Annotated in this window: 24 protein-coding genes and 1 tRNA gene; 22 read left to right on the top strand and 3 right to left on the bottom strand. The window is 64.8% G+C overall.

Annotated elements, in window-relative coordinates; all coding sequences use genetic code 11:
- From RMN95_RS09945 to RMN95_RS09900, 10 genes are all read left to right on the top strand, one after another.
- A partial coding sequence (locus RMN95_RS09945) for an ATP phosphoribosyltransferase regulatory subunit (RefSeq protein WP_309616758.1) occupies nt 1–757 on the top strand: 757 nt, incomplete at its 5' end.
- Between the two features lie 85 nt (nt 758–842).
- A complete protein-coding gene (locus tag RMN95_RS09940; protein ID WP_309616757.1) occupies nt 843–1,187 on the top strand; it encodes a MarR family transcriptional regulator in 345 nt (114 codons plus the stop codon).
- Entirely contained in the window at nt 1,184–1,930 is a 747-nt protein-coding gene (locus tag RMN95_RS09935) for an alpha/beta hydrolase (protein ID WP_309616756.1), read from the top strand. Before RMN95_RS09940 ends, RMN95_RS09935 begins: the two co-directional genes overlap by 4 nt.
- Nucleotides 1,931–1,989: 59 nt before the next feature.
- Nucleotides 1,990–3,270, top strand: a complete 1,281-nt coding sequence (gene eno, locus RMN95_RS09930) for a phosphopyruvate hydratase (protein WP_309616755.1) — start codon at nt 1,990–1,992, stop codon at nt 3,268–3,270.
- Nucleotides 3,271–3,427: 157 nt separating this feature from the next.
- Nucleotides 3,428–3,937 (top strand): septum formation initiator family protein, encoded by a 510-nt coding sequence (locus RMN95_RS09925; protein WP_309616754.1) that lies wholly within the window; start codon nt 3,428–3,430, stop codon nt 3,935–3,937.
- Nucleotides 3,934–4,437, top strand: a complete 504-nt coding sequence (locus RMN95_RS09920; protein WP_309616753.1) for a DUF501 domain-containing protein — start codon at nt 3,934–3,936, stop codon at nt 4,435–4,437. The genes RMN95_RS09925 and RMN95_RS09920 overlap by 4 nt, the downstream gene beginning before the upstream one ends.
- The gene (locus tag RMN95_RS09915; protein WP_397545276.1) at nt 4,419–5,705 is read left to right on the top strand and encodes a S8 family peptidase; all 1,287 of its coding nucleotides are present in this window, start codon (nt 4,419–4,421) and stop codon (nt 5,703–5,705) included. The genes RMN95_RS09920 and RMN95_RS09915 overlap by 19 nt, the downstream gene beginning before the upstream one ends.
- A gap of 51 nt (nt 5,706–5,756) precedes the next feature.
- Nucleotides 5,757–7,178: an NAD(P)/FAD-dependent oxidoreductase gene (locus RMN95_RS09910; protein ID WP_309616751.1), complete on the top strand. Its 1,422-nt coding sequence runs from the start codon at nt 5,757–5,759 to the stop codon at nt 7,176–7,178.
- A gap of 44 nt (nt 7,179–7,222) precedes the next feature.
- A tRNA-Leu gene (locus tag RMN95_RS09905) sits at nt 7,223–7,296 on the top strand.
- A gap of 359 nt (nt 7,297–7,655) precedes the next feature.
- On the top strand, nt 7,656–8,174 hold the full coding sequence (locus tag RMN95_RS09900) for an AAA family ATPase (protein WP_309616750.1): 519 nt from the start codon (nt 7,656–7,658) through the stop codon (nt 8,172–8,174).
- A gap of 167 nt (nt 8,175–8,341) precedes the next feature.
- Here the strand turns inward: RMN95_RS09900 and RMN95_RS09895 are convergent, their stop codons facing one another.
- Nucleotides 8,342–9,751, bottom strand: coding sequence for an MFS transporter (locus RMN95_RS09895; RefSeq protein ID WP_309616749.1), 1,410 nt, complete (start codon nt 9,749–9,751; stop codon nt 8,342–8,344).
- Nucleotides 9,752–9,993: 242 nt separating this feature from the next.
- Here RMN95_RS09895 and RMN95_RS09890 point away from each other — a divergent pair, with 242 nt between their 5' ends.
- The 3 genes from RMN95_RS09890 (at nt 9,994) to RMN95_RS09880 (ending at nt 11,678) form a co-directional block, all read left to right on the top strand.
- Nucleotides 9,994–10,320, top strand: coding sequence for a hypothetical protein (locus RMN95_RS09890; protein WP_309616748.1), 327 nt, complete (start codon nt 9,994–9,996; stop codon nt 10,318–10,320).
- A 43-nt stretch (nt 10,321–10,363) separates the two neighbouring features.
- Complete coding sequence (locus tag RMN95_RS09885) at nt 10,364–10,924, top strand: AAA family ATPase (protein ID WP_309616747.1); 561 nt, start codon at nt 10,364–10,366, stop codon at nt 10,922–10,924.
- Nucleotides 10,925–11,279: 355 nt separating this feature from the next.
- Nucleotides 11,280–11,678 carry a type II toxin-antitoxin system VapC family toxin gene (locus tag RMN95_RS09880; RefSeq protein ID WP_309616746.1) on the top strand — a complete coding sequence of 133 codons (399 nt, stop codon included), beginning with the start codon at nt 11,280–11,282 and terminating at the stop codon, nt 11,676–11,678.
- A 180-nt stretch (nt 11,679–11,858) separates the two neighbouring features.
- Here the strand turns inward: RMN95_RS09880 and sufU are convergent, their stop codons facing one another.
- A complete protein-coding gene (sufU, locus tag RMN95_RS09875) occupies nt 11,859–12,326 on the bottom strand; it encodes a Fe-S cluster assembly sulfur transfer protein SufU (RefSeq protein WP_309616745.1) in 468 nt (155 codons plus the stop codon).
- Between the two features lie 13 nt (nt 12,327–12,339).
- Nucleotides 12,340–13,620, bottom strand: coding sequence for a SufS family cysteine desulfurase (locus RMN95_RS09870; protein WP_309616765.1), 1,281 nt, complete (start codon nt 13,618–13,620; stop codon nt 12,340–12,342).
- A 169-nt stretch (nt 13,621–13,789) separates the two neighbouring features.
- Between RMN95_RS09870 and RMN95_RS09865 the strand changes: the two genes are divergently transcribed.
- From RMN95_RS09865 to RMN95_RS09825, 9 genes are all read left to right on the top strand, one after another.
- Nucleotides 13,790–14,071: a metal-sensitive transcriptional regulator gene (locus RMN95_RS09865; protein ID WP_309616764.1), complete on the top strand. Its 282-nt coding sequence runs from the start codon at nt 13,790–13,792 to the stop codon at nt 14,069–14,071.
- Nucleotides 14,072–14,096: 25 nt separating this feature from the next.
- Nucleotides 14,097–14,315, top strand: coding sequence for a cation transporter (locus tag RMN95_RS09860; RefSeq protein WP_309616744.1), 219 nt, complete (start codon nt 14,097–14,099; stop codon nt 14,313–14,315).
- 3 nt (nt 14,316–14,318) lie between these two features.
- Nucleotides 14,319–16,547, top strand: coding sequence for a heavy metal translocating P-type ATPase (locus RMN95_RS09855; RefSeq protein ID WP_309616743.1), 2,229 nt, complete (start codon nt 14,319–14,321; stop codon nt 16,545–16,547).
- Nucleotides 16,548–16,656: 109 nt separating this feature from the next.
- A complete protein-coding gene (locus RMN95_RS09850; RefSeq protein ID WP_309616742.1) occupies nt 16,657–16,986 on the top strand; it encodes an ATP-dependent DNA ligase in 330 nt (109 codons plus the stop codon).
- 11 nt (nt 16,987–16,997) lie between these two features.
- Entirely contained in the window at nt 16,998–17,963 is a 966-nt protein-coding gene (locus tag RMN95_RS09845) for a bacteriorhodopsin (RefSeq protein ID WP_309616741.1), read from the top strand.
- A gap of 310 nt (nt 17,964–18,273) precedes the next feature.
- The gene (locus tag RMN95_RS09840; protein WP_309616740.1) at nt 18,274–18,825 is read left to right on the top strand and encodes a GAF and ANTAR domain-containing protein; all 552 of its coding nucleotides are present in this window, start codon (nt 18,274–18,276) and stop codon (nt 18,823–18,825) included.
- Nucleotides 18,826–18,911: 86 nt separating this feature from the next.
- A complete protein-coding gene (locus RMN95_RS09835; protein WP_309616739.1) occupies nt 18,912–19,637 on the top strand; it encodes a GAF and ANTAR domain-containing protein in 726 nt (241 codons plus the stop codon).
- Nucleotides 19,638–19,722: 85 nt separating this feature from the next.
- Entirely contained in the window at nt 19,723–20,268 is a 546-nt protein-coding gene (locus RMN95_RS09830; protein ID WP_309616738.1) for a DNA starvation/stationary phase protection protein, read from the top strand.
- A gap of 207 nt (nt 20,269–20,475) precedes the next feature.
- Nucleotides 20,476–20,964 carry a hypothetical protein gene (locus RMN95_RS09825; protein ID WP_309616737.1) on the top strand — a complete coding sequence of 163 codons (489 nt, stop codon included), beginning with the start codon at nt 20,476–20,478 and terminating at the stop codon, nt 20,962–20,964.
- Nucleotides 20,965–21,057: the final 93 nt, after the last annotated feature.

The raw sequence follows: 21,057 nt of genomic DNA, 5'->3' as shown, positions 1-21,057 counted from the left end.
CTTTCGCCGACCCGTGACCATGGAATACCTCCCGTTCGGCGAGGCCGCGATTCGTAAGGCGCTGCCGCAGGGGGTCGACTCGGTAGCGGTGACCGAACTCGCGGCGATCGGCCTGGCAGTGGAGGCGGCTCGAGGCGGGGTGCCCACCCGGATGCTCGCGCCGGGCGAACTCCCTTCCCGCGACAAGGCCGCCCGAGCGATAGCGCCCGACGAAACCGCATCCCGCGCCGAGCCGGCAGCCGGCCAACCAGTCCGCGACGCGCCTGCGCAGGCGCGTGACACCGCTATCCCCATGCCGAACCGAACCCAGCCCCTCGTGCAGTTCGACCCCTGGCTGGTTCGTGGAATGGGTTATTACACCGGCGCGATCTTCGAGGTCGCCCACCCGAGTCTCGGCTACTACCTCGGCGGCGGTGGACGCTACGACGGCATGATCGGCCGCTTCCTCGGCTCCGAGGTTCCGGCGGCAGGGTTCTCGCTCGGCTTCGAGCGTCTGGTCGACCTGGTCGAGCTACAGCATCCTGAGTCGATGGATGCCGCGGCTCTGATCCACGATGGCTCCGTTCCTCCGGCCGCCCTGATCGGGATGCAGACCGAGCTCATTCGCCGGGGCATCCGTGTGCGTCTCGTTCGGAAGCCCCGCAACATGACTCCGCTACTGACCCAACTGGCGGCATCCGGATTCAGTCGATACGCCGTCGTGGATTCCCACGGATATACCCTTTCCGATTTAAAGTGGGTATTGTTAAGTCATTAACAATAATTTCACCGACAGCACGGCCTTCAAGCTGCACCGGGCCACCATCCTGCTCGACCGGCTTGCCGATGAATACCTCGTTCGCGTGCATGGCATTCACTACGCCCCGTTTCTCGTGTTGCTCATGGTCGGCGTGCTCGAATCGACTTCACAGCAAACGATCGCCGCGAATCTCGGGGTCTCGCGTGCCTCGGTGACACAGCGTCTCCGAGCGCTTACTGGGCTCGTCGACGTCACACCAGACCCCAACGACTCGCGCGCTCACTGCGTTCGTCTCAGCGAGGCCGGCGCGGTAACCCTCGCCGCCGCCTGGCACGGACTCGAAGTGCGCAGGAACGGGATCGACAACGGCGTCGACGAGACGACCCTCGCCAGCCAGCTTGATCAACTCATCGCCAACAGCATTCGAATACTGGGGAGTCCATCATGAAAGTTCGCGAGTACCACCCAGATGAGGCGGAGACAGTCGTGCTGCTTCACGGCGGGACCGTGGCTGGCTGGATGTGGGCGCAACAACTATCGGCGTTGGCGGGCTATCGCGTTCTCGTCCCCGATTTGCCGGGTTTCGGCGACAGTAACCATCTGCGCTGGCTATCGATCGCCGACACCGCTGATGAGGTTTCGAAGGTCGTCGAGGGCCCAGCGCACATCGTGGGTCTGTCTCTGGGCTCGAGCGTGGCCATCCACCTGGCAGCACGGCATCCGGCCCTCGTGAAAGATCTCCTTCTCGCCAGCACGACGGCCACTCGACCGTCGCTGACGGAGCGAGTTCTCGGTCGGGCCATGCTCGGTTTTTGGAATATGGAGTGGTTCTGGCGCGGCCTTGCCCGCGCATACATGCTGCCCGCCGATTCGGTAGAACTGTTCGTGACGACGGGTCTTGGCATTGACAAATCCACTGCCGTGTCGATCTTCGAGGAGGCCACTCGTGGCACGCCGACAAGCCTGCTCGAGGCTATTGCCGCTCCGACCCTCGTCGTCGTCGGAACTAAAGACAGCGCTTCGGTCGCGCGCGACTCGCATCGCATGCTCGAAGCCACGATTCCCAATGTGCGTGCCGCGCGCGCCCGGGGCTTACATCATGCCTGGAACATCGAGGCGCCCGAGCTTTTCAATGACACCATGCTCGCGTGGGTCGGGCGGGGAACGGTGGCCGAAGGGCTGCACGGGTAGGCTTCTGAACGGACATCCACCTGTTCGTCCGCAGATTCTATTTCTGAAGGAGACCCATCGTGGCTTTGATTGAGGCAGTCGGCGCTCGCGAAATTCTTGACTCTCGGGGAAACCCGACCATCGAGGTCGAGGTTCTTCTTGAAGACGGGATCGTGGCTCGCGCCGCCGTTCCGTCCGGGGCATCCACTGGTGCGTTCGAGGCATACGAGCTGCGCGATGGCGACGCGAACCGCTACGGCGGCAAGGGTGTGCTGAAGGCCGTCGAGTCAGTTCTCGATGTGCTGGGCCCCGCCGTTGAGGGTTTCGACGCCGCCGACCAGCGCCTGGTCGATGCCGAGATGATCGCCCTCGACGGCACCGATAACAAGGAGAAACTGGGCGCGAACGCCCTGCTCGGTGTGTCTCTCGCGGTCGCGAAGGCAGCCGCAGATTCGGCCGACCTTCCGCTGTTCCGCTACCTTGGCGGCCCGAACGCGCACACTCTTCCGGTGCCGCTGATGAACATCATCAACGGTGGCGCGCACGCTGACACCGCACTCGACATCCAGGAGTTCATGGTCGTACCTCTCGGTGCCGACACCTTCGCCGAGGGTTTGCGCTGGGGCACCGAGGTCTATCACGCGCTGAAATCGTTGCTGAAGAAGAACGGCCATTCGACCGGCCTCGGCGATGAGGGTGGCTTCGCTCCCGACCTGCCGGGCGCTCGTGCGGCCCTGGACTTCATCGTCGAGGCGATCACCTCGGCCGGTTTCCAGCCGGGCAAGGACTTTGGTTTGGGCCTGGATGTCGCGGCCACCGAGTTTTTCGCCGACAACCTGTACTCCTTCGAGAAGCAGCAACTATCCGGCGAGCAGCTCACCGAATTCTGGGTGGGCCTCGTTGGCGACTATCCGCTGGCGACCATCGAGGATCCGCTGGCCGAGGACGACTGGGAGGGCTACGCGCACCTCACCTCCGTGCTCGGCGAGAAGGTGCAGATCGTCGGGGACGACCTGTTCGTGACCAACCCGACCCGCCTGAAGCGCGGAATCGACGAGAAGGTCGGCAACTCGATTCTCGTCAAGGTGAACCAGATCGGCACTCTGACCGAGACGCTGGATGCCGTGGCCATGGCCCAGCGCGCCGGATACACCGCGATCATCTCGCACCGTTCCGGCGAAACCGAAGACACCACGATCGCCGACCTCGCTGTGGCGACGGATGCGGGCCAGATCAAGACGGGCGCCCCGGCTCGCTCAGACCGGGTCGCGAAATACAACCAGCTGCTGCGCATCGAGGAGGAACTCGGAGACGCCGCGGTTTACGCGGGGCGCGGTGCTTTCCCGAGGTTCGGGAAGTAACGGGGCATCGTCTCCTCGAGCGCAGCCGTTCGCCTCGACCGCGGCTGTGCGCACCGCCGTGGTCAAGGGTTGAGGGCCGCGCGTCCCGTACCCCCAGTTGTCATTTCGGCCCCGTGGCGGCGCCGCTGTGCCGGTGTCGTCGTTTAAGCTCTAACCCATGGCCAGGAGCGGAACGACTCGAGTGGCGGTCTCGCTTCCCGAGGAGAGTGCCCCCGAACGCTGGTTGCGCACCATCCGCTTCTCGGGCTTCACCGTGCTCATGCTGTCGCTGCTGATTCTTGCGGTTATCGTGCTTGCCCCCAACCTGCGGGTGTTCATCGAGCAACGCCAGCAGATCGCGGCGTTGCAGCAGACGGTCGATGACGCGCAACAGTCCGTCGATGAGCTGGATAAGAATGTTGCCCGCTGGGGCGACCCTGCGTATATCAAGTCGCAGGCCCGCGAGCGGCTCTTTTATGTGTTCCCCGGCGAGGTCAGCTACCTCGTCATCGGCGATGGCGGCGCGGTCGTGAGCAACAGCGCACTTCCCATCAGCGACAAGATTCAGACTACGAAGGTCGATTGGGCGAACACCCTGCTGTCGTCGATTTTCACGGCGGGACTGACGGATGCTCCGCCCGCCGATCTCGTCGCGCCGACTCTAGGCGTGCCGCCGGTGACCCCGTGAGGCCGCCGTTCGACCCGGTGACGAGCGAGGATGTACGCATTGTCTCCCTCCAGCTGGGCCGACCCGCGCGCGACGTGGTCGGGATTTCGGCACGCTGTGTGTGCGGCGCCCCCACCGTGGTGTCGACCGCGCCGAGGCTGGCCGATGGCACTCCGTTTCCCACCTTCTACTACCTCACGCATCCGGCGGCCACGGCGGCGGTGTCGACCCTGGAGGCTGACGGCGAGATGCCGGGCTTCGCCGAGTTGCTGGCCGGTGACGAACTGCACGATGCATACCGCGAGGCGCATATGTCGTATCTCGCCGATCGCGAGCGCTTCGCGGTGGTCGACGAAATCGCCGGTATCTCTGCCGGGGGGATGCCCGATCGCGTGAAGTGCCTGCACGCGCTGGTCGGACACGCGCTGGCCGCTGGCCCAGGGGTGAACCCGATCGGTGACCTCGCGCTTGAGCGCTCCGGCTGGAGCCCGACGGTCTGCGAATGTGCGGACTACTCGTGAGCAGGCGCTGGGCTACGACGGCGGTGGCGGCGACACTGGTCGTGGCATCCACCATCTTCACCGGCACGGCCGCCACTGCCGACCCGGTGCGCGACGACGAGTATTGGCTTGACACCTATGGGATCCGCGCGGCCTGGGCCACCACTCGTGGCGACGGCGTGACGATCGCCATCATCGACACCGGTGTTGATGGCAGCGTTGCGGAACTCGCGGGCGCGGTGGTCGGGGGAGCAGACTTCTCGGGTCTCGGTTCGTCGAACGGCCAAAAACCGGTCGGCGCCGACGGCCCCGAACATGGAACCATGGTCGCGTCGCTTGCCGCCGGCCGGGGTACGAACGCAACGGATGGCGTCATTGGGTCGGCGCCGGCGGCATCCATTCTCGCAATCTCGATCGGGTTTGGTGAGGGCGAGTCGAACTCTGACGACCAGATCGCGGCGGCCGTGCGGTTCGCGGTGGATGAGGGTGCCGACGTGATCAACATGTCGCTGACACGTAACACCCGTGACTGGCCCGAGAGCTGGGACGACGCATTTTCGTATGCCGCGGACAACGACGTGGTGATCGTCGCGGCGGCGGGCAACCGGGGCAGCGGTACGACAGAGGTGGGCGCGCCGGCCACCATGCCGGGCGTGCTGACCGTGGGTGGCGTTGACATCAGCGGCCGGGCCAGCTTCGACGCGTCATCGCAGGGAATCACCATCGCCGTGGCGGCGCCGAGCGAGCAGCTCGTGGGGGTTGTTCCCGGCGGCCGGTACGTGAAGTGGAGCGGCACCAGCGGCGCCACTCCGATTGTGGCCGGCATCGTCGCGCTTGTGCGCGCCGCGCATCCGGGGCTTGATGCAAACAACATCATCAACCGCATTGTGAAAACTGCGCGCGACACGGGGGCGCCCGGAGCCGACCCTATCTACGGTTTCGGGCTAATCGACGCTCAGGCGGCGGTCGAGGCATCCGTTCCGCGCGTCTCGGAAAATCCGATGGGCAGCCTTGCCGAGTGGATCACCGTGCACAGGCGGGCGGAATCCATCCAGTCACCCACGCCCGCACCCACGAGCGCGCCCAGCGCGCCGCCGACCAGCACTCCCACTCCGGGTTCGGCCGATGCGGCGGGCCCCCAAACTCCGCTTGGCACGATCCTGCCGACGGTGTCGCTGCTGCGCAACGTCGGTATCCCGCTCGCCGTTCTTGTTTTTTTCATCGGTGCTTTCGGTGTGGTCATTGTGGTCGGTGTCAAGCGGGTCAGAGCTGTGCGTCAGACCGGTTAGAATTGGGGTCAAACTTTGATCCAGAACTTTTCCTCCAGGAGACCACCACTCGTGCCTAAAATTCTGATCGTCGGCGGCGGCTATGCCGGCTTCTATACCGCTCGCAAGCTCGAGAAGTGGCTGCGCCGCGGCGAAGCTGAGGTGACGATGGTTGACCCGCTGCCGTACATGACGTACCAGCCGTTCCTGCCCGAGGTGGCGGCCGGCACCATTGAGCCTCGCCACGCCGTGGTGCCCCACCGTCGTCACTTGAAGAAGACCAACATCATCACAGCGAAAGTCACGAACATCGACCACGCCACGAAGACCGCCACAATCACCCCAGAGATGGGTGAGTCGTGGGAGATCGACTACGACGTTGTCGTGGTGACGGCCGGTTCCGTGTCTCGCACGTTCCCGATCCCGGGGGTGGCTGACGAGGCCATCGGCATGAAGTGGATCGAGGAAGCCATCGCGGTGCGCGATCGCCTCCTTACCAACTTTGACCGGGCGTCCAATATGCCGGCAGGCCCGGAGCGCGACCGACTGCTGACCTTCGTGGTCATTGGCGGGGGGTTTGCGGGCATCGAAACGTTCGCCGAGATGCGCAGCCTCGCGTCGTCGCTGCTTCCGCTTTACCCGACGCTCAGCTTCGATGACACGCACTTCCACCTCATCGAGGCGATGGGCCGCATCATGCCCGAGGTATCGCTGAAGACGAGCCTTTGGGTGATCAAGGATCTCGCCGAGCGCGGCGCGAAGATCCACCTCGACACACAGCTGTCGTCGGCCGTCGGCGGGCACATCGAGCTGTCAACCGGCGAAACTTTTGAGAGCGACACCATCGTCTGGACGGCTGGCATCATGGCCAACCCGGTGCTGCGCAACACCGACCTGCCGCTCGAGGAGCGCGGTCGCCTGCGCGTGCAGGCCGACATGCGCGTCATCAATGACGATGGTGTGGTCGACGGTGCCTGGGGTGCGGGCGATGTCAGTGCCGTGCCCGATCTGACCGATGGAGGCGTCGCAGGTTTCTGCGTTCCGAACGCCCAGCACGCAGTCCGTCAGGGCAAACTCATGGCGAAGAACATCGTGTCGGTGCTGCGCGACGAGTCGCCAAAAGATTATTTTCACAAGAACGCGGGCGCTGTCGCCGGTCTTGGCTTGGGTAATGGCGTGTTCCAGGCAGGGAATTTCGCCGTGAAGGGGTTGCCCGCATGGTTCATGCACCGTGGGTACCACGGGCTGGCGATCCCGATGTGGGAGCGCAAGATCCGCGTTTTCGGCAACTGGTTTCTGGGCTTCATTCTCGGTCGTGACCAGGTCGAACTCGGTGCGCGCGCCGTACCGCGCGCTGCGTTCGAGGAGTTCGCCGCCCGCCCGAAGCCCGCAGCCGAGCCTGTCATTGCTGCCGCTGCCGCTGCAGCCCCCGCCCCCGCAAAGGTCGCGACAAAAGCGCCCGCCAGGGCTAAGGCTGTGGCCGTCAAGAAGTGACGGGTGCGGCCGCGCGGTAGCATCATCGTTGCGGCGCCGCGTCCGCCCCGGTAGCCCAATCGGCAGAGGCAGACGACTTAAAATCGTCCCAGTCAGGGTTCGAGTCCCTGCCGGGGCACGGTGGAAGTGCGCCGCCCGCGACACAGGGGAGTCGAGTCCCTATCGGGGCGTGGCGACTCCGGCTTGCCCGCCCGGGTGCTGCGCCGAGCCCCTGCCGGGCACGGTAGCAAATGGTCCGCTCGCGGCATGATGGCGTCGACTTTGCATTCCCTCGGTGAAAGGGGTGTGATCCCGGCAACGTATGGCACTGTGCCATACGTTGCTAGCAGGGCGCACCGACTCCCCCCCATCCTTCATGCCCCGGAGTGAGCACGTGATGCAACAGGATCCCGCCGTGCCAGCGGGGCTCCCAGTGCCTGACGGGGCACACTAGAACTCTGAGACATCGGGCAGTTGTACTGGGGAGAGTAGACCTCAATGAACGAGAGTGATCGAGCCAGCGGCATCCATAGGCCAGCGGCATCGATACAACAAGACGCGATTTTCCTGAACGGCACTGTTGGTGTCGGAAAGTCGACTCTTGCCGCTGCCCTGAGTGCCAGCGAGACTTCCGTGCATGCGGTCATCGACCTTGACGACATTCGTCGACTCAGCCCAGCGCCCGAGGGCGACCGGTTCAATCACGAGCTTGCGCTAGCCAACCTTCGCAGCGTGGTGGTGAATTACCGGCGCGCGGGGGCCGTCCGCTTCATCATGGCGGGCGTTATTGAGAAGCGCGCCGAGGTCGCCCGTTACCGTGAGGCTCTCGGTGTGGAGCGAATGTTCATCTGCCGTCTGGTCGCGAGCAAGGAGGTCGTGGCGGAGAGGCTCGTGCGACGTCACCGGGCAGACTCGAGTGGGCGGGCAGACTTGAGTGGGCGGGCAGACGCGAGTGGGCTGGCGTGGCATCTGGCGGGCCGACGAACTCGGCGAGATCCTGAGAATCAACGCCGTTGAGCACCTCCTTCTGGATTCGACGTTTATGAGCCCGCGCGATGTGGCGGTCACTGTTCGCTATGCCGCGGGCTGGAGTTAACAGAGTGCCGTCATGGGTGGCGATCTAGGCCGGCGCTGACCGGCGTCTCTGCGGTGGCTCTGCGGTGGCTCTGCGGCAGTTCGCCTCATCAGCGATGAAGCTGTGCGTCCTCCCTCTCGCCGTCGGGCTCGTCTATCGCCACCGACTCGTCCTGGCTGGCGTACTGGGCGGAGAAGCGACGGTACGACCTGGTGAAGAATGCGCCAACGGCCGCGAGCACCATCATCACGCCCGCGACTAGGAACACGAGCGCGATTCCCCGCGCCACTCCGTCGCCCAGTAGCCAGCCGAGGCTGGATTGCCCAGCGTCGGAGTTCATGTACGGGATGATGATGAACTCCGCAATCGGCGCGATGAGGAACGCCGTGATCGGTGCCGCCGCAGACTCGAATGCGGCAGCAAACCCGAACACCCGTCCCTGCGTGCGGAACGGTACGACCTTCTGAATGACGGTCTGCTCGGCTGCCTCGACCGCCGGAATGAGCATCATGTAGAGCCAAATGCCCACCGCGTACAGCCACCACCACTCCCGGATGGTGAACAGCGCCCCGAGCACGCCCATGAGTATGACGAGCAAAAGCATGGTGCGGATCGGATTGCGGCCAAGCCCTAACTTCGCAATCACAAGGCCGCCGATGATGAATCCGGTTGACGTCACACCGAGAACGATGCCCCATAATTCGACCGGGAAGAGTTCCAGACCGTACGGGTCCATGAGGGCCATGTACACGCCACCGATGAAGTTGTTGAACGTCGAGAAGATGATGAGCGCGAAGAGGCCCGACGCCGCGCGCACTGCCGTGATGCTTCCTCGCAGGTCGATGAGTGGTCGACGCTCCCCATCCTGATCGGGCTGATCCTCAGGGATGCGCAGGAACAGGAGATGCATCAGCGCCGCTGCGGAGAGGGCTATCGCGATAACGAGCGTCCACCCCATGCCCAGTAGCCCGATCGACAGGCCGCTGAACACACTCGTCACCATAAAGGCGAGACCCTGGACGGTGCCCACAAGTCCGTTAGCATTCGCGTGCCGCTCGCTGGGGATGAGCAGAGTCACGGTGGTCGACAGCGCAATGTTGCGCATGTTTTCGATGACCGCCCCGAAGAGGATGATGCCACCGAACAGCCAGAACACCGGCGAGCCGAGGTTGAGCAGGGCCGACTCGGGGAATACGAGGTAGATCGCGCCACTGAGCGCAAAGGCCAGCAGGGTGATCACCCCCGCGAATACCATGACGAGATGCTTGCGATGCCGGTCGACAATGGTGCCGAACGCCATCGAGAACACCGCAACGAGCAGCATGTACGTGCCCCCGATAATGCCGGTCGCGAGCACCGAGCGCGTCTCGAGATAGACCCAGAACGTCAGGGCAAACCAAAGGAAGCTCGTGGTGACGTTCGCGACCGCGGTGTTGACCAGCACCTGCGCAAAGGTTCTCGCGCCGCCGGGCGGGGGTTGCCGGGATTCTGGATCTGCAGCGGGCGGAGTAGTTGACATGGATGACTCCTTGGCGCTGGCCATTAGTGGTCCTTTCCCGTCGGCGCAATCGCCATCCCAAGGGGGCATCGCTGGGCCTGATAGTCGCAGCCACAGCCGACAATCGCGGCGACACCGTAGTGCCGCGACTCGGTCCAGTATATGTAGACACCGTGAACATGTCGAGGGTTCGGGCGCATACCCGAGGAGTGAGAACTTCTCCTGAATATCGTCAGGAGTTCATCGAGGGTTCCACTGGGCCGATGATCATAGAAGTCATGTTGTCGATGACCGGGTCCGTGCACGTCACAGATGTCGGGGCTCTGGACGCGCTTCGCTACCGACTGCACCGCTATCGAACGATCAGGGTGTCGGCCTCGCAGCGCGTGGTGCTGATCCCCCCGATCGGGTCGTTCCTGGTCGAGTGGGACTCAGAGTCTGTGTGGCTCCACATCGCGGGAACCAGCCGCCGCGATCTCGACGAACTGGTTGGCGAGCTCACGGATGAGTTGACGGGAAAGCCTGCGGGGTTTACGCGCATCCACTGGGCGGATACGTCCGGAGTGCCGATGGCGTTGGTCACGCTATAGCGAGCTATATCGACGCCGGCACTGGCACCGGTACGATTGCCGGATGCTCGGCGCCGATGATCTCGTCACCTGGTCGCCCAGGCGCATCGCTGTTGCGGGCATCACCGGGGCAGGCAAGACGACCCTAGCGAGACGGATCACCGCCGCCACAGGCATTCCCCACACCGAAATCGACGGCCTGTTCCATGGCGAGGGGTGGACGCGGCGGCCCACCTTCGAGACCGATGTCGACGCCGTGACAGCAGGACTATCCTGGGTCGTTGAGTGGCAATATCCCACCGCGAGAGAGGCGATTGCCGCTCGCGCAGACACCCTGGTCTGGCTCGACCTGCCGACCCGCGTGTCTCTCTATCGGGTGACGGCCCGCACGATCCGTCGACGACGCAGCAATGCGCAGCTCTGGAACGGTAACCGCGAGGGGCCGCTGCTCGACTTCTTCTCCGATCCCGATCACGTCATCCGGTGGGCGATCCACACCCGGAACACGCTCAGGTGGATGGTGCCGGATGCCCAGTCGAGTCATCCACACCTGACAGTGGTGCGCCTGCGGAGCCAGCGCGAGGTCGACCGGTGGATGACGCAGCTCACCGGTGGCGCCGTTTGATGACGGTGAAGGCGCCGCACTCTAAGCATCAGCCGGTTCGAGCTGCGCTCATAGGATTGCTGGCGAAGCCGCTCGGCGAATGCCGCTCCCTGTTCGTCCGACGGCGTCGCGGCGCTGCCGACGATCCCCGGGGAACGCTGGGTGCAATGGGTCAGTGACGCAGACATCCTCCTCGTCGGCGGGGGCGACGCTGCGTACCTCTGCCATCTTCCCGCACCTGAAATATTCCGGCTGGTCGCAGAACTGAACGGAGGCAGCGCGACGCTGGGCGACGAATATTCCCGGGCAGGCATATGCGATCGACGATCAGACGGCGATCTCGGTCGTCGACGGTAGTAGGCGGCATACTCGACGCATGACTCGATTTGCCATCGGCGCACCCACCGCCATTCAACTCGCCAGGGAATCGGTCACTGTCGCCGAAGCCCACCAGCTCGTCGCGCCAAGCCTGTTGCGCTCCGAGGCGCTCTCGATCCTCTATGGCCAGGTGCGTGCGGGCAACCTGGACCGAAAAGAGGCACTGGAGATGCTGGATCGCATCACGACAATGCGCATCCGGCTTCTGGGTGACCGGGTTTCCCGCGCCACGGCGTGGAAGATCGCGGAGAAGCTCGACTGGCCAGGCATTCGAGACGCCGAGTACCTTGCCGTCGCCCAGCTGCAGGCCGACGCGTTTGTGACGGTGGACAACGCGCTCGCCGGTCGGGCTGGGGGCATCGTCCCGAGGGCGCCCTGGGAGTCGCTTCTGCGCTGAACTCTTCGGTCTTCCTTGAACCGCCGCAGCGGGAACTGCTGTGCAGCGGCCGGTTTCCGGGAAATCGAGTCCTGCGCACGCAGCGCTGTGGCGGGTGTTCGTGCCGGTTGGCGGGATTTCCGACTCCCGCCATCCGGGACTAACTCCCGCCGCGGGATTTACGACTCCCGCCATCCGGGATTAACTCCCGCCGCGGGGGGAGCTGTTGTCTCCGGTGTCGGCGAGGGCATGCTCCAGCGCAACCCAGGCGAGCATCGCGCACTTGACCCTGGCGACATAGCGCGAGACGCCGTTGAGCGCGATCGCATCCCCGAAACGTTCCTCGTCAAGCTCGATTGCCCCGCGCGATCGCAGCGCGGTGCGAAACTCCTCGAGCAGCAGGCGGGTGTCGTCCACCTCGCGGCCTTCGACCAGGCTCGACAGCAGCGATGCGGACGACTGCGAGATGGTGCAGCCGTGACCCTCCCAGCCGACGTGGGCGATGGTGCCGGCATCCACCTGGATCGACAGGGTGATCTCATCACCACAGGTCGGGTTCAGCTGGTGCGAACTCGCCGTGGGGTGCTCGAGCGTGACCCTGCCGTGCGGGCTTTTCGAGTGATCGAGGATCAGTTGCTGGTAGAGGCCGTTGAGCTGCTCAGAACTCACCGGGCCACCCCATTCACTGGGCCACCCCGAAGAACGACCTGGCATCGGCGACCGCCTGCAGGAACAGGTCGATCTCAGCGTCGGTGGTGTAGATGGATCCGCTGGCGCGAGTGGTCGCGGTGAGCCCGAGCCGCCGGTGCAGCGGCTGTGCGCAATGGTGGCCGACGCGCACGGCGATGCCACGGTCATCCAGAAACTGGCCGACATCATGAGCGTGGATGCCGGCGACGTCGAAGCTGGCCAGGCCGATGCGGTCGCCCGCCGCACCCAATACCCGTACGCCCTCGATCGTCGCCAGTCCGTCGAGCAGCCGGTGGCTGACCTGGCGTCCGTGCGCGGCGACGCGGCCCATGCCGATCGCACCCAGGTAGTCGAGTGCGGCGGCCAGCGCGATGCCCTGCGAGACGCGCTGGGTGCCGGCTTCGAAGCGTTGCGGGGGCGGCAGGAATTCCGCGGACTCCATGGTGACCGTGGTGATCATCGAACCGCCGGTGATGAAGGGCGGCAGGGCGTTCAGCACAGCGCTGCGCCCATACAGCACTCCGATTCCGGTGGGGGCGAGCAACTTATGACCGGAGAACACCGCGAAGTCGACGTCGAGCGCGCGCAGAGCGAGCGGAAGATGAGGAGCGGACTGGCAGGCGTCGAGCACCGTGATGGCCCCCACCTGCTTGGCCCTGGCGACGATCTCGCCGACCGGATTAATGACGCCCAGCACGTTGGAGACGTGCGTGAACGCAACCACCCGGGCGCGTTCGGTGATGACCTCATCAAGCAGGTCGATCCGCAGCGCACCCTTGTCGTCGACCGGGATGAATCGCAGGGTCGCGCCCGTGCGCAGGGCCAGTTGCTGCCACGGCACAAGGTTGGCGTGATGCTCCTGCTCGGTGACCACGATCTCGTCGCCGGGGGAGAGCCGCAGGCGATCATCGACGGCAAACGTCGCGTTCGAGAGCGCATACGCGACGAGATTCAGCCCCTCCGTCGCGTTGGAGGTCCACACGATCTCGTCGGCGTCGACTCCAACGAAACGGGCGACCGTGGCGCGGGCGGCCTCGAACTCCTCGGTGGCCTCGGCTGCGAGCGTGTGCGCACCGCGATGCACGGCCGAGTTGCGGTTCTCGGTGAAGTCGCGCTCGGCATCCAGCACCATTCGCGGTTTCTGCGAGGTGGCGGCAGAGTCGAGATAGACCAGTGGATGCCCGTTCACCCTGGTCGTAAGAATCGGAAAGTCCGCACGAATCGCCGTGACCTCGGCCTCGGTCAACGCCGTCTCGGGAGCGCCGGTGTTCATCGTCAACGGTTGCCTCCTCTCCAGTGTGACATCACTAGTGTGAACCCTTCCTGGCGAGGGAAATTCCCCCTCGTGGATCCGTGTCGATGGGCTCACGCGCTTTATACCCCTAGGGGGTATACTAAGGTGTGAGAGGATGCCCGGCTGGCGCCTCCAGGGCAGGAGTACCGTGATCGGCTACGTCGACAATAAAGAGGATCTGCTGAAGCGGCTTCGTCGCGCCGAAGGCCAGGTGCGGGGCATCCACAGGATGGTCGAAGACGACACCTACTGCATCGATATTCTCACCCAGGTCTCTGCCGCCACCAAGGCCCTTGAGACGGTGGCCCTGTCGCTGCTCGAGGACCACCTCAGCCACTGCGTCGCCCAGGCCACGGCCGAGGGTGGTGAGGTCGCGCAGGAGAAACTGCGCGAGGCTTCGGCCGCCATCGCCAGGCTCGTCCGCTCCTAGAAACCGACAACACGAAAGAAGACCAATGACTACCACCACGTACCTCGTCGAAGGAATGACCTGTGCCCACTGCGTTTCGAGCGTCACCGAGGAGGTGTCCTCCGTCGCCGGAGTCACCAGCGTGGCCGTTGACCTGCACGTCGGCGGAGTCTCCCGGGTCGACGTGGTAAGCGATGCTCCTGTCACCAGTGACGACATCCGGGCTGCCATCGCCGAGGCCGGATACGCCGTGGCGCAGGCCTAGCCGATGGCCGCCAGCGTCGTCAGTCTTGAGATCGGGGGCATGACCTGCGCCTCGTGCGCGAACCGGATTGAGCGCAAGCTGAACCGCATCGAGGGCGTCACCGCCACCGTCAACTACGCCACCGAGAAGGCCAGTGTGCGCTCCGACGGCGTCGACACCACGGCACTGATCGCCGCGGTCGAGTCGGCGGGATACAGCGCCACCCTGCCCGCACCGGTGCGTGTCCGGCAGGACGCAGAACTCCCCGTCGACCGTGAGGTCGTAGCGCTCAGGCACCGGCTGGTCGTCTCGGCAACGCTTGCCGCGCCCGTCGTGCTGCTGTCGATGATTCCCGCCATCCAGTTCACCCACTGGCAGTGGCTCGCGCTCACCCTTGCCGCGCCCGTCGTGGTGTGGGGCGCGTGGCCATTTCACCGCGCTGCGGCCGTGAATGCGCGTCACGGTGGGGCCACGATGGACACCCTGGTGAGCGTCGGTGTGATTGCCGCGTTTGGCTGGTCGCTGTACGCACTGTTCTTCGGCACGGCCGGGATGCCGGGCATGCACATGAGTTTTACGTTCTTCGCCAGTGCGCATGGCGGTGCGAGCGAGATCTACCTTGAGGTCGCCGCCGCGGTGACCGTGTTCATCCTTGGTGGTCGATACATCGAGGCGCGCGCGAAGAAGCAGTCGGGGGCGGCCCTGCGTGCGCTGCTCGAGCTTGGCGCTCAGGATGCCACGGCGCTGAAGGGCGGCGTGGAGTCGAGTGTCAGCGTCGCCTCCCTCGCGCCCGGCGACGTTATCGTGGTGCGCCCGGGCGAGAAGATCGCCAGCGACGGGCTCGTCGTCGAGGGATCATCGGCGGTCGACTTCAGCATGCTCACTGGCGAGTCTGTGCCGGTCGAGGTCGGTGCCGGCGACCGCGTCGTGGGGGCGACGATCAATGTCGGCGGTCGACTCGTGGTCGAGATCACCCGGGTCGGTGCCGATACGGAGCTCGCCCGCATCGGGCGGTTGGTCGAAGACGCGCAGAACGGCAAGGCCGAGGCGCAGCGACTCGCCGACCGGGTGTCTGGGGTGTTCGTTCCGATCGTCATCGGTCTGGCTCTGGTCACTTTTGCGGCCTGGGTGCTGATCAACGGTTCGGTCGAGCTCGCCTTCACCGCCGCCGTTGCCACGCTGATCATCGCCTGCCCGTGCGCCCTGGGGCTCGCCACCCCCACGGCACTGCTCGTGGGTACCGGTCGTGGCTCGCAACTGGGTATCATCATCAGCGGCCCGCAGGTGCTCGAGCAGACCCGCGCCGTCGACACCATCGTGCTCGACAAGACCGGAACGGTCACCACCGGTCGCATGAGTGTGTCGGCCGTGACGTCCCTCGACGAAACCCCGACCGCCCAGCTCCTGGGCGTCGCCGCGGCGGTCGAACATGGGTCGGAGCATCCTGTGGCACGCGCCATCGTTGAGCATGCGGCATCCACAGGCCTCTCGATCTCTTCGGCAGAATCGTTCCTGGCGCACCCGGGCCAGGGCGTGCAGGCCATCGTTGACGGGCGACTGGTCATGGCGGGTCGGTCGTCATGGCTCGCCACCGAATGGGCGATGGCGATTCCGGATGCCGCGTCGGCAGCGATCGCCGCAGCCGAGGCCGAGGGCGCCACCGTCATCGCCGTGGCATGGGATGGGCGACTTCGCGGCACTATCGCGGTGGGCGATACGGTCAAGCCCAGCAGCGCGCAGGCGATCGGGCGCTTCGTCGCCCTCGGATTGCGACCGGTGCTGCTCACGGGCGATAACGCGGGGGCGGCCGCTCTCGTCGCTGCAGCCGTGCATATCGACGAGGTGCACGCGGCAGTAACACCGCAGGGCAAGCTTGAGCTGATCACGCGACTGCAGTCGGAGGGCAGGATCGTGGCCATGGTGGGGGACGGCGTGAATGACGCCGCGGCACTGGCCGCGGCTGACCTCGGCATCGCCATGGGGGGCGGAACGGATGCCGCGATGGCCGCCAGCGACATTACGGTCGTCAGCGGAGACCTGCTGGTGGTGGCGGATGCGATAAGGCTGGCCCGCCGGACCCTGGGCACCATTAAGGGAAACCTGTTCTGGGCATTCGCCTACAACGTCGCCGCAATTCCGCTAGCCATGCTGGGGCTCTTGGGTCCGTTGGTTGCCGGAGCCGCCATGGCGCTGTCGTCGGTCTTCGTGGTCACGAACAGCCTGAGGTTGAGGCGCTTCTCCCCGCTGGTCTAGCACACCCTTTACTGGGGTAGAAGCGCTTGCCGCGAGCGCTATGCTGGTAAAAATTGGCCTTTCCCCAGACCCTGGAAAGCACAAAATCGGAGCAGAGGAAAGGGGTTTCATGGGAACGCTGCTATACGGAACTTCTGGCACAGAGATTGCTTTCGACGATCGTGCGCTCGCACACCTCCAGATCGTCATCACGGCAAAACTGCGCCGCCGAGAAGGGTTTATCTTCTCCTGGACCAGTGCGCCCGGCGCGGGCAGCGGCCGCAGCGCCATCTGGCTCGACCCCAGTTCCACACTCTTCTTCCGCTATTTCGGTAGCAGGCCGCCCGTCATCAATAGGGAGTGGATCGAGGTGCTCGCCGCATCATCCAATAATCCCGGCGGTTTGGTTTTCACGGTCGAGCCTGAGTCGTCCACCGAGGCAACGCCATCGCGCTCGTAGACACCGTGGCCATGCTGCCGGCCCCGTGGGAGGCGCCTCTCACCGAGTCAGGTCACCAGCTGATCCTCTACTTCCTGGGGCTCGCGTTCCTGGTGCTGGGCGCAGGCTTCGTGCGCGCTATCGCCACCCGAGGCGAGGTCGGGGCGCGCTACCGTTCGGCCACCGTCGCGAGACTGGCAGTGCTGGGTACCGCGTCGCTGTCCTATCTGTTCCTGCTCATCGCGTTCGTGGTCGGATACGATTCGACCTCCGCCGGGTGGTCGCCCAATGAGTTCGCCGTGAACACCTTCTCCCTCAGGTACGTCGATTGGTCACTCACCGTTCCCCTGTTGTGCGCCGAACTGCTCGCCGTAACGACACTGATCGGGGTTGCCTCCAAGCGAGCGCTATTCACAGCTATCGGGCTCGCCTTCGGCATGATTTTCACCGGCTTCCTGGGGGGCATCGTCGTCGACGGCGGCACGAACCCGGGCGCCACTCTCGCCTGGTTTGGCGTGAGTATTGTCTTCTGGGCCCTCACCAACGTCGTGCTCATCCGGGCCGTCAAGGCATCGATTCCGGGCCTCACCCCCGAGGCCGGCAGGCTGATCACCAACGCGACGATCCTGCTCCTCTCCGGATGGGTGGTGTACCCGATCATCGCCATCATCCAGGTATTCACCTTTGGCGGGGAATGGACGACCACCATCCAGGTCGTGTTGTGTATCGCCGACATCGTGGTCAAGGTGGGTTTCAGCACGATCATTCTTGATGTCGCGAAGCTGCGCACGGCCGAGGATGTGCGCTCGGGGGAGGATCTTCATCCCGAAGCAATCTGGATCTCGTCGATCAAGCAGTCTGACGCCGGCCTCCCGCCCCAGGTCTTTCTTGAGCAGAGTCGCGTCGTGCACGCCCCGAGAAGTCGGCCGCCTGCCTCCTCCGCGCTCGGTATGTCTGCCGAGGAGGCGCTCGACATTCCCGACCCTTCCGACGACTGACTCTGGACGGGCAGCCGCTCAGCGTCACGGTAGGTTCGGGCGCCTTGCGGCTCTGTATGGCGCTGGCACCCGATCGGGTCTAGGTTGAGGGGTGCTCGCATTGTGTGGTTTCCGATGCGGACGGGGCTCATCTCGGTCGTGGGTGCACTCCTGATCGCCGTTCACGGCAGAGGGTGTGGTCACGCTGAACCATCGTTCCGGTGAGGCGCCGCCACCTCGACACAGCGCACTGTGCTTTCCCTTTCTTCACTCTCTCCCCATTACGGGCATTTCTGTCTCGGTCGTGGGGGCTGGTCGAGAGTCCTCCACGGTGTGTGCGAGTGACGATACGGCGGCTCGCATCGATGAACTGCAGTTTGCGCTGGGGGAGGGGCCGCGCTGGGAGGTGGTTCGCACCGGGCGGGCCACGATCATCCCGAACCTTGCCGACGACAGTAACGCCCGCTGGCCGATTTTTGGCGAGGCGGTGTCACGACTCGGCGTCGGAGCACTCTTCGTGTTCCCCCTCATCCTTGGTGCCGCAGTCGTGGGCGTGGCCGACATGTATCGGCACACGGCGGGAAACTTCACCAGTGCGCAGACGGAAACCGCCCGGACGCTCGCGGCGGTCGCGGCCGCGCAGGCGGTGATGCGCGCCACCGTCGCAGCCGGCCGAGAATGGGCGATGCCCACCGCTATCGCGCCCGAGATGCGTCGCGAGGTGCAGCAGGCCACCGGGATGATTCTTGTGCAACTCAACACCACGGCAACAGAGGCGCTGATCCGCCTCAAGTCTCACGCCTTCACGGCAAATCAGACCCTCGAGGAGGTCGCAAGGAATGTCGTCACCCGTCAACTCGACTTTCGTGATATTCCTGAGTGAGCAGTCAAATCTTGCAACCGCCCGTGGTGTCCGAGAGGTAAGAGAATGATCCGACAGGTAGGGGAGAGTCCAGTGGGAGCATCGCAATGAGCGAGGTATCGCGCGAGGCCCTCCTTGGCGCCGCCTTCGTGAAGCTCGCAGACACCCTGACCGAAGACTTCGATCTCGTCGACTTTCTCCACACCCTGATCGACGAATGCGTTCGGATCTTCGACGTGCAGGCCGGCGGTCTCATGCTGGCCGATGACTCGGGTCGACTCGAGTTGGTGTCGTCGACGAGCGAACGAGCCGAACTCGTGGAGGTCATGCAACTGAATGCGGGTGCCGGCCCCTGCATCGAGTGCTTCGAATTCGGTGCCGCCGTGGTCGTGAACGACATCGACGTCGAGGGGGTTCGCTGGCCGGAGTTTCGTGGTGAGGCCCTCGCTCAGGGATTTCGCTCCGTTTACGCGGCCCCGATGAGGCTTCGTGGGAAGATCATCGGCACGCTGAACCTCCTCGGAAGCTCCCAGGGCTCTCTCACTGATGTCGATGCCGGCGCCATCCAGTCACTCGCCGATGCCGCCACAATTGCGATTCTCCAGGAAAGGCTGCTTCGGGAGAGTGAGATCATCACCGCTCAGCTCAATCGCGCCCTGACCAGCCGAATATTCATCGAGCAGGCCAAGGGCGTCCTGTCGCAGAGCGAATCCATCAGCATGGATGAGGCGTTCAACCGGATGCGCAGCTTCGCCAGGGCCAGCAACAGGACGCTGCAGGATGTCGCCGAGGCCGTCGCCAGCCGATCGCTGATCATCGGCCAGCCCCGGTAGCACAGGACGCAGCGCAGCCCTAGCACTACCGGGAGCGGCCGTCGACCCCCTGTCCGGATGACCGCTCGCGTTCTAGCCTGAGGAAATGACAACGACCACTGCGCACGACACCAAGGCCGCCGCTGCATCTGGTGCAAGGGTGACCCGCCGACAAAATTCCGAGCACGGTTTCACGGCGTCAAAGACGCTGACCGAAAACCTGCAGAAGGTGCTGATAGACCTGCTTGAGCTTCAGATCCAGGGTAAGCAGGCGCATTGGAACGTCGTCGGCCGCAACTTTCGGGACACTCACCGCATCCTCGACGAGATCATCGACGATGCGCGCACCTTCAGCGATGCGGTAGCGGAACGAATGCGTGCACTGCATGGGATTCCGGATGGTCGAAGCGACACCGTCGCCGCGACCACGACCCTCCCGGCCTATCCGAACGGCGAGATCGATACCTCCGACACCGTCGACCTGGTGACGGTGCGTCTCGAGGCGACCGTCGCGACGATCCGCGAGGTTCACGACGAGGTCGACGATGAGGATCCGACCAGCGCCGACATCCTGCACGGCGTGATCGAACGACTCGAGCAGTTTGCGTGGATGGTGTCGGCCGAGAACCGTACGCCCGCCGCGGGCAAGTAACGCGAGTAGCGCCGGCGGGGGCGCCGCTCGGCGGCGGAATTCGGGGGCGCGCGCTCCTGTGTTGTGGATGCTCACGTCTCGAATAGGAATCCTCAACACTGAGAGCGTGCAGTCGCAGTCCCCAGTCACAGCCCCCGCTCACAGCGCCCATTCACAGCGACACTCGATACGATCTCGGGGGAGACGATAACGATGAAAGCAACAGGCATGAACAACCAGCGGCAGTGGTTCGAGAACCGGTTCCGGTCTGAACTCAGTTGGCGTGATGGAACCGTCGACGGGGTTCCCGCCTGGTACTCACAACTGCTGACCGACCTCATCCTGGCCACCGGCGACGAGGCGATCCGCTACTTTTCCGCTAAATATGTGCCTCCGCGTGGGCCGAACCCGGGTTCGGTGGCGGTGGTCGCGTTCACCGACGACATCGTGGCGTACGCGAACTTCGCTGGCGACCCGAGCACGGGGGCCACCCCGCTCGAGGTGACCGTGACTGCGCGCCGTGCACTCAGCAGCTTTAGCCTCGAGTCGGAAGCAACGGATTCCGAGCCGACGGGAGACTCGCTCGCCGACGTGCGCATCACTGTCAACTACCCGCTGTTCAGCCGTTCGCTGCCTCTGGGGGCGTCCGACTGGGCCGATCGCGAGGGCGAAACCGCCGACCTGATCAGCTGCCTGCGCCGTGACGTGGTGGCCTGAGCGCCCGCCCGGTGGCTGACACTTGGGGCTCGTGCCTCTGGCGCCCGCGTCCGAAATGACGGCTCCTGCGTCCGAAATGACGGATTGTTCGAC

This window comes from Salinibacterium sp. (genome assembly GCF_031364185.1).
Lineage (GTDB): Bacteria > Actinomycetota > Actinomycetes > Actinomycetales > Microbacteriaceae > Rhodoglobus.
The sequence above is the reverse complement of the archived record's forward strand: the minus strand, read 5'-3'. Positions and strand labels throughout refer to the sequence as shown.

What these genes read in the sequence shown, in the direction of transcription:
- RMN95_RS09935 (WP_309616756.1), top strand. Translation starts at nt 1,184, where the DNA reads ATGAAAGTTCGCGAGTACCACCCAGATGAGGCGGAGACAGTCGTGCTG.
- RMN95_RS09925 (WP_309616754.1), top strand. Translation starts at nt 3,428, where the DNA reads ATGGCCAGGAGCGGAACGACTCGAGTGGCGGTCTCGCTTCCCGAGGAG.
- RMN95_RS09915 (WP_397545276.1), top strand. Translation starts at nt 4,419, where the DNA reads ATGTGCGGACTACTCGTGAGCAGGCGCTGGGCTACGACGGCGGTGGCG.
- RMN95_RS09900 (WP_309616750.1), top strand. Translation starts at nt 7,656, where the DNA reads ATGAACGAGAGTGATCGAGCCAGCGGCATCCATAGGCCAGCGGCATCG.
- RMN95_RS09895 (WP_309616749.1), bottom strand. Translation starts at nt 9,751, where the DNA reads ATGTCAACTACTCCGCCCGCTGCAGATCCAGAATCCCGGCAACCCCCG.
- RMN95_RS09890 (WP_309616748.1), top strand. Translation starts at nt 9,994, where the DNA reads ATGATCATAGAAGTCATGTTGTCGATGACCGGGTCCGTGCACGTCACA.
- RMN95_RS09885 (WP_309616747.1), top strand. Translation starts at nt 10,364, where the DNA reads ATGCTCGGCGCCGATGATCTCGTCACCTGGTCGCCCAGGCGCATCGCT.
- RMN95_RS09880 (WP_309616746.1), top strand. Translation starts at nt 11,280, where the DNA reads ATGACTCGATTTGCCATCGGCGCACCCACCGCCATTCAACTCGCCAGG.
- RMN95_RS09870 (WP_309616765.1), bottom strand. Translation starts at nt 13,620, where the DNA reads ATGAACACCGGCGCTCCCGAGACGGCGTTGACCGAGGCCGAGGTCACG.
- RMN95_RS09860 (WP_309616744.1), top strand. Translation starts at nt 14,097, where the DNA reads ATGACTACCACCACGTACCTCGTCGAAGGAATGACCTGTGCCCACTGC.
- RMN95_RS09855 (WP_309616743.1), top strand. Translation starts at nt 14,319, where the DNA reads ATGGCCGCCAGCGTCGTCAGTCTTGAGATCGGGGGCATGACCTGCGCC.
- RMN95_RS09850 (WP_309616742.1), top strand. Translation starts at nt 16,657, where the DNA reads ATGGGAACGCTGCTATACGGAACTTCTGGCACAGAGATTGCTTTCGAC.
- RMN95_RS09845 (WP_309616741.1), top strand. Translation starts at nt 16,998, where the DNA reads ATGCTGCCGGCCCCGTGGGAGGCGCCTCTCACCGAGTCAGGTCACCAG.
- RMN95_RS09835 (WP_309616739.1), top strand. Translation starts at nt 18,912, where the DNA reads ATGAGCGAGGTATCGCGCGAGGCCCTCCTTGGCGCCGCCTTCGTGAAG.
- RMN95_RS09830 (WP_309616738.1), top strand. Translation starts at nt 19,723, where the DNA reads ATGACAACGACCACTGCGCACGACACCAAGGCCGCCGCTGCATCTGGT.
- RMN95_RS09825 (WP_309616737.1), top strand. Translation starts at nt 20,476, where the DNA reads ATGAACAACCAGCGGCAGTGGTTCGAGAACCGGTTCCGGTCTGAACTC.